The organism is Sphingomonas sp. AOB5 (assembly GCF_029433115.1).
In the GTDB taxonomy this organism is placed as follows: Bacteria; Pseudomonadota; Alphaproteobacteria; order Sphingomonadales; family Sphingomonadaceae; genus Sphingomonas.
Map to the genome: position 1 here is coordinate 1 of NZ_JARNTV010000106.1, position 6,076 is coordinate 6,076.

Below are 6,076 nucleotides of genomic sequence, written 5' to 3' on the forward strand. Positions count from 1 at the left end.
CAGAGGCGCCAGCGCAGCCGATGCGCGCGCCTATGGCGATCTGCTGGCCGCGGACAAGCAGCATGACGCCGCCGCCGCCGCCTATGCGATGGCGATCGCGCGCGGCGGCGAGAATGACTGGAACCTCCATTTCCTGCGCGGCACCGCGCTGGACCGTGCCGGGCGCTGGAGCGAGGCGCTTGCATCGCTGCGCCGCGCGGTGGCGCTGGCGCCGCGTGAATCGAAGGTGCTGAGCTATCTCGGCTCCGCGCTGGTTTCGCGGGGCGACGGGCTGGAGGAAGGCCAGCTGATGCTCGAACGCGCCAGCCGGTTGCGGCCGAACGACCCGGCGATCATCGATGCGCTGGGCTGGGCCTATTATACGCGCGGCGATCTGGTGCGGGCATTGCCGCTGCTGGAACGTGCGGCGCAGGCCGATCCGGGCGGGAGCCTGGTCAACGAGCATCTGGGCGATATCTACTGGAAGCTCGGGCGGCGTTACGAAGCGCGTTATGCGTGGAAGGCAGCGGCGCTCTATGCCGACGATGCCGCCGCGCCGCGCATCGCGGCCAAGCTGACCAACGGACTTGGCGCCGCCAACTGACATGGCCGGATTCCTGATTGCCGAAGCTGCGCCCGCGAAGCTCAACCTCGCGCTGCATGTCCGCGCGCGGCGGCCCGATGGCTATCACGAACTCGAGACATTGTTCGCGTTCGTCGAGGCGGGCGATGTGGTGCGGATCGGCGAGGGCGACGGCTTCAGCGTGACCGGGCCATTTGCGGGCGCGCTGGCGGGCGAGGGCGACAATCTTGTGACCCGCGCAGCCGCGAGCTTTGCCGCGACGTTCGGCGGCGGGCCGTGGCGGATCGAGCTGGAGAAGCACCTGCCGGTGGCCTCGGGGATCGGCGGGGGGTCTGCGGACGCGGCGGCGACGTTGCGGGCGTTGGCCAGGCTTCAGGGTGTTCCGCTCGACGATACCCGGCTGTTCGCGTGCGCCGATGCGCTGGGCTCTGACGTTCCGGCGTGCCTGCTGGGGCGCACCGCGATCGGGCGGGGGCGGGGCGAGCAGCTTGTGCCCATCGATGGCGCGCCGGGCGTGCCGGTGCTGCTGGTCAATCCGCTGGTGCCGGTGCCGACCGCCGCGGTGTTCAAGGCATGGGACGGGGTCGACCGGGGGCCGCTGCCCGAAGGCGGGATGGGCGCGATCGTCCATGATGGCCGCAACGATCTGGAGCCGCCGGCCCGCGGCATCGCGCCGGAGATCGACGAAGTGCTGGACGTGATGGCGGGTCAGCCGGGCGCGATGGTCGCGCGCATGTCCGGCTCGGGCGCGACCTGTTTCGCGCTGTTCGAGCGGGCCGAGGATTGCGAGGCAGCGAAGCGGGCGATGTGGCCGGACTGGTGGTCTGTCGCGACCGCGCTGATCTGACGCTGTTTGACGACTATCCGTTGCTACAAATAGCCGTGCTCCGGCGAAGGCCGGAGCATTGGACGTATGGCGATGCTTCGGCCGCCAACGCTCCGGCCTTCGCCGGAGCACAGGCCATTTCCTCCCAGCCTGTCGCGATGGGGCAAACGGCATCCTGTTTACCACCTTGGTAAAGCCGATCTTGAGGCTTTGGCATGCATAGCGGAGGCAGCGGATCAGACGCCAGGAGCGGGACGTCCGTCGGTGGTCCGAGCCTCGGCTCGCGCCATCCCCGGCTATATCAGGCCGGTGACAGACGGCGCAGCTTGGGGCAGAGCGGCCCCATGATCCGCCTCGACCGCGACGGGCATGTCGCCACCATCACCCTCGATCGCCCCGCTGCGCGCAACGCGCTGCCCACCGCCGGCTGGCTGAAACTGGCCGAAGTCGCGAACGAAATTGCCGCGAGCGATGCGCGGGTGGCGATCCTGCGATCCGAAGTGCCGCTGATCTTTTCGGCGGGGGCCGACATTTCCGAATTCGGGACCTTTGCCGAGGGCGACGCCACGCAATTCCGGAAGGCGATGCGCGCGGGAATCGAGGCAGTGGCTGCGCTGCCCATGCCCTGCCTCGCGGTGGTGGATGGCGGTTGTTATGGCGCTGCGGTTGCGCTGATTCTCGCCTGCGACCTGCGCGTGGCGGGGGAGGGCGCGCAGTTCGCGGCGACACCGGCAAAGCTGGGCATCGGTTATCCGCGCGAGGATGTGGCGCGGCTGAGCGCGCAGGTGGGCAAGGGCAATGCGGCGCGGATGCTGTTCACCGGCGAGATCGTCGATGCGGCAGACGCGCTGGCGATGGGGCTGGTCGAGCTGCGCTGGGAAGATGCCGAGCCGCTGGCACGCGCCTTTGCCGACCGGATTGCGGCGAATGCGCCGGGGGCGATGAAATTGCTCAAGCGCGCGCTGGTCGATCCGACCGATCCGGCACTGGACGACGCGTTCGACGCCGCCTTTTCGGGCGAGGAGTTTGCCAAGGGGCTGGCGGCATTCCGCGAGCGGCGCAGGCCCGACTTCTGATGGCGGCGGAGATCATCGAAGGCGCGGGGCACGGCATCCTGCTGTTGTGCGACCATGCCTCCAACCATGTGCCTGCGGATATCGATCTGGGTATCGCGGCGGAACTGCTCGACCTGCATATCGCGATCGATATCGGTGCGGCGGACGTCACGCGGGGGCTGTCGGCGGTCCTCGACGCGCCCGCGATCCTCGGCACCGTGTCGCGCCTGGTGCTCGACCTGCATCGCGAGCCGGATCATCCCAATCTGATCCCGCTGGCCAGCGACGGCCATGCGATCCCGGGCAATGCCAATATCGACCGCGCGGCATGGCTGACGCGGTTCCATATTCCCTATCACGATACCATCGAGGCACGGATTGCGACGGCGCGGCCGGACATGATCCTGTCGATCCACAGCTTCACGCCGCGGCTGGAGCAGGGGGGCGGCGACCGGCCATGGGAGGTCGGCATCCTCTATAACGAGGACGAGACGCTGGCGCGACCAGCGGTCGAGTGGCTGCGCGGGCAGGGGCTGCCGACCGGGGACAACGAACCCTATTCGGGCAAGCTGCTCAACGCGACGCTGAACCGCCATGCCGAGGCGCTCGGCATCCCCTCGATCGCCATCGAAATCCGCAACGACCTGATCCGCGATGCGGCAGGCGTGCAACAATGGGTGGATATTTTAAGTCAATTAGCGGCCCATTTACGTAATCTTCTTGCGAACCGGGCCGCGTAGAGACATAGGGCGCGCCACCATGACTCAGCGTTTCGACAAATCCCGCCTGCCCTCGCGCCACGTCTCCGTCGGCCCCGAGCGCGCCCCGCACCGCAGCTATTATTATGCGATGGGCCTCACCGAAGAAGAGATCGCACGGCCGTTCGTAGGCATTGCCAGCGCGGGCAATGACAGCGCGCCGTGCAACACCACGCTGGACGCGCAGGCCGATGCGGCGCGCAAGGGCGTGGAGGCGGGCGGTGGCATGCCGCGCCGGTTCAACACCATCACCGTGACCGATGGCATCGCGATGGGCCATCAGGGCATGCACAGCTCGCTGGCCAGCCGCGAAGTGATCGCCGACTCGGTCGAACTGAGCGTGCGCGGCCACTGCTATGACGCGCTCGTGGGGTTCGCAGGCTGTGACAAGTCGCTGCCCGGCATGATGATGGCGATGCTGCGGCTGAACGTGCCGAGCATCTTCGTCTATGGCGGATCGATCCTTCCGGGCCGCTTCCATGGGCGCGACGTGAGCGTGAAGGACGTATTCGAGGTGGTCGGCCGCTATGCCGCCGGCAATTGCCCGATCAGCGAGGTTCATGAGCTTGAGCGCGTTGCCTGTCCCGGCCATGGCGCGTGCGGCGGCCAATATACCGCCAACACCATGGCGTGCGTCGGCGAGGCAATCGGTTTGTCCTTGCCGAACAGCAACATGGTGCCTGCACCTTATTCCACGCGCGAACAGATCGCAGTCGCGGCGGGCGCGCAGGTGATGGAGTTGCTGGCGGCGAATATCCGCCCGCGCGACATCTGCACCCGCGAAGCGTTCGAGAATGCCGCGCGCATCGTCGCAGCGACTGGTGGATCGACCAATGGCGGCCTGCACCTGCCCGCGATGGCGAGCGAAGCGGGGATCGAGTTCGACCTGTTCGACGTGGCCGAGATCTTCAAGACGACGCCGTACTGCGCGGACCTGCAGCCCGGCGGCCAGTATCTGGCGCGCGACATGTATGACGCGGGTGGCGTGTACATGCTGATGAAGTCGCTGCTGGCCGAGGGCTATCTCCACGGCGACTGCATGACCGTGACCGGCAAAACGCTGGCCGAGAATATCGATCAGGTGACGTGGAACCCCGACCAGAAGGTGATCTACGACGCGAAGACGCCGATCACGCCGACCGGTGGCGTTGTCGGCCTGCGCGGCTCGCTGGCGCCCGAAGGCGCGATCGTGAAGGTGGCGGGGCTGCACAATCTGGTGTTCGAAGGCCCGGCACGGGTGTTCGACCGTGAGGAGCCGTGCTTCGCCGCGGTCGAGGCGCGGACCATCAACGAAGGCGAAGTGATCGTCATCCGCTATGAAGGGCCGAAGGGTGGCCCGGGCATGCGCGAAATGCTCTCCACGACCGCCGCGCTCTATGGCCAGGGCATGGGCGAAAGCGTCGCGCTGATCACCGACGGGCGCTTCTCGGGCGCGACCCGCGGCTTCTGCATCGGCCATGTCGGCCCCGAAGCCGCCGATTGCGGCCCCATCGCGCTGATCGAGGATGGCGACATCATCCGGATCGATGCCGAAGCGGGCACCATCGAACTGCTGGTCGACGAAGCCGTACTGGCCGAGCGCCGGGCGAAATGGCAGCCGCGCGTGAACAACTATCAGGCGGGAGCGCTGTGGCGCTATGCGCAGAATGTCGGTCCTGCTTATAAGGGCGCGGTGACGCATCCTGGAGCCAGTGCCGAGACCCATGTTTACGCGGATATCTAGCACCGCCGCACTGCTGCTGCTCCTGACGGGGTGCGACTATCTGAAGGCGCCGGACAAGGTGGGCGACGCGAAGGCGGCGGCGAACGGCCGCGCCATGGCCGATGCCGAGAGCCGGATCGAATGCGCGCTGAAGGGCGAGATCGTGTTCACCACCGCCTGCACCATCGATCGGACCGAGACGCAGGACGGGCTGTTCCTGACGCTGCGCCATCCCGATGGCGGGTTCCGGCGGCTGCTGGTGACCAAGGACGGGCGCGGCGTGGTGGCGGCGGACGGCGCGGAGCAGGCCAAGGTTTCGGTGATCGCGCCCGATCTGATCGAGGTCGCGCTGGGCGGCGCGCGCTATCGCCTGCCGGCGACGGTGGGTGGGGCCGCGAGCCCGGAAAAGAAGAAGAAATGATTCCCGCAGGCGCTCCGATCGTGACCGCAGATGCGATGCGCGCCGCGGAAGAGGCGGTGTTCCGCACGGTGGCGCAGCTCGACGTCATGGAGCGTGCAGGGACTGCAGTGGCGATGGAGGCGGCGCGCTTTGCCGTAGGGCGGCCGATCCTGGTGCTGGCCGGGCCGGGCAATAATGGCGGGGACGCCTATGTCGCCGCGCGGGTGCTGAAGGCGGCAGGGCATGACGTCGTGGTGGCGGCGCTGAGCGAACCGGCGACCGAAGCGGCTCAGGCGATGTTCGCCCAATGGGATGGCGTCACGACTTCGCTTTACGAAGCGCGACCAAGGCCGGTGCTGGTCGACGGTCTGTTCGGCACCGGGATGAGCCGCGCGCTGGAACGCGGACCGCGTGCGCTGTTCGCCGATCTGGCCAAGGCGGCGCAGTTCGTGCTGGCGATCGACCTGCCATCGGGGCTGGACACCGACAGCGGCGCCGATCTGGGCGCACCGCGCGTGGATGCAACGGTGGCGCTGGCGGCGCTGAAGCCGGCGCATGTGCTGAATGCGGGGCTGGAGAAATGCGGGCATGTGTTGCTCGCCGATATCGGGATTCCGGTGGATGCGGCGTGGCGGACGGTGGCGCGGCCGCGGCTGAGCGCGCCGAGTGCCTATGACCACAAATATAGCCGTGGGATGGTCGCGGTGGTCGAGAACCTCATGCCCGGCGCGGCGCGGCTGGCGGCAGGCGCGGCGATGGCGGGCGGGGCCGGT

Annotated in this window: 7 protein-coding genes; all 7 read left to right on the forward strand. The window is 68.1% G+C overall.

Annotation, left to right across the window (positions count from 1 at the left end):
* Window positions 1-583: tetratricopeptide repeat protein (locus tag P1X14_RS21360; RefSeq protein WP_277317445.1), on the forward strand; the 583-nt coding region annotated here is incomplete at its 5' end.
* A 1-nt stretch (window position 584) separates the two neighbouring features.
* A complete protein-coding gene (locus P1X14_RS21365; RefSeq protein ID WP_277317446.1) occupies window positions 585-1,409 on the forward strand; it encodes a 4-(cytidine 5'-diphospho)-2-C-methyl-D-erythritol kinase in 825 nt (274 codons plus the stop codon).
* Window positions 1,410-1,732: 323 nt separating this feature from the next.
* Entirely contained in the window at window positions 1,733-2,464 is a 732-nt protein-coding gene (locus tag P1X14_RS21370) for an enoyl-CoA hydratase-related protein (RefSeq protein WP_277317447.1), read from the forward strand.
* On the forward strand, window positions 2,464-3,183 hold the full coding sequence (locus tag P1X14_RS21375; protein ID WP_277317448.1) for an N-formylglutamate amidohydrolase: 720 nt from the start codon (window positions 2,464-2,466) through the stop codon (window positions 3,181-3,183). The genes P1X14_RS21370 and P1X14_RS21375 overlap by 1 nt, the downstream gene beginning before the upstream one ends.
* 19 nt (window positions 3,184-3,202) lie before the next feature.
* Entirely contained in the window at window positions 3,203-4,924 is a 1,722-nt protein-coding gene (gene ilvD / locus P1X14_RS21380; protein WP_277317449.1) for a dihydroxy-acid dehydratase, read from the forward strand.
* Entirely contained in the window at window positions 4,905-5,324 is a 420-nt protein-coding gene (locus tag P1X14_RS21385; protein WP_277317450.1) for a hypothetical protein, read from the forward strand. Before ilvD ends, P1X14_RS21385 begins: the two co-directional genes overlap by 20 nt.
* A 20-nt stretch (window positions 5,325-5,344) precedes the next feature.
* Window positions 5,345-6,076, forward strand: a 732-nt coding sequence (locus P1X14_RS21390; protein ID WP_277317451.1) for an NAD(P)H-hydrate epimerase, incomplete at its 3' end; no start/stop codon positions are given.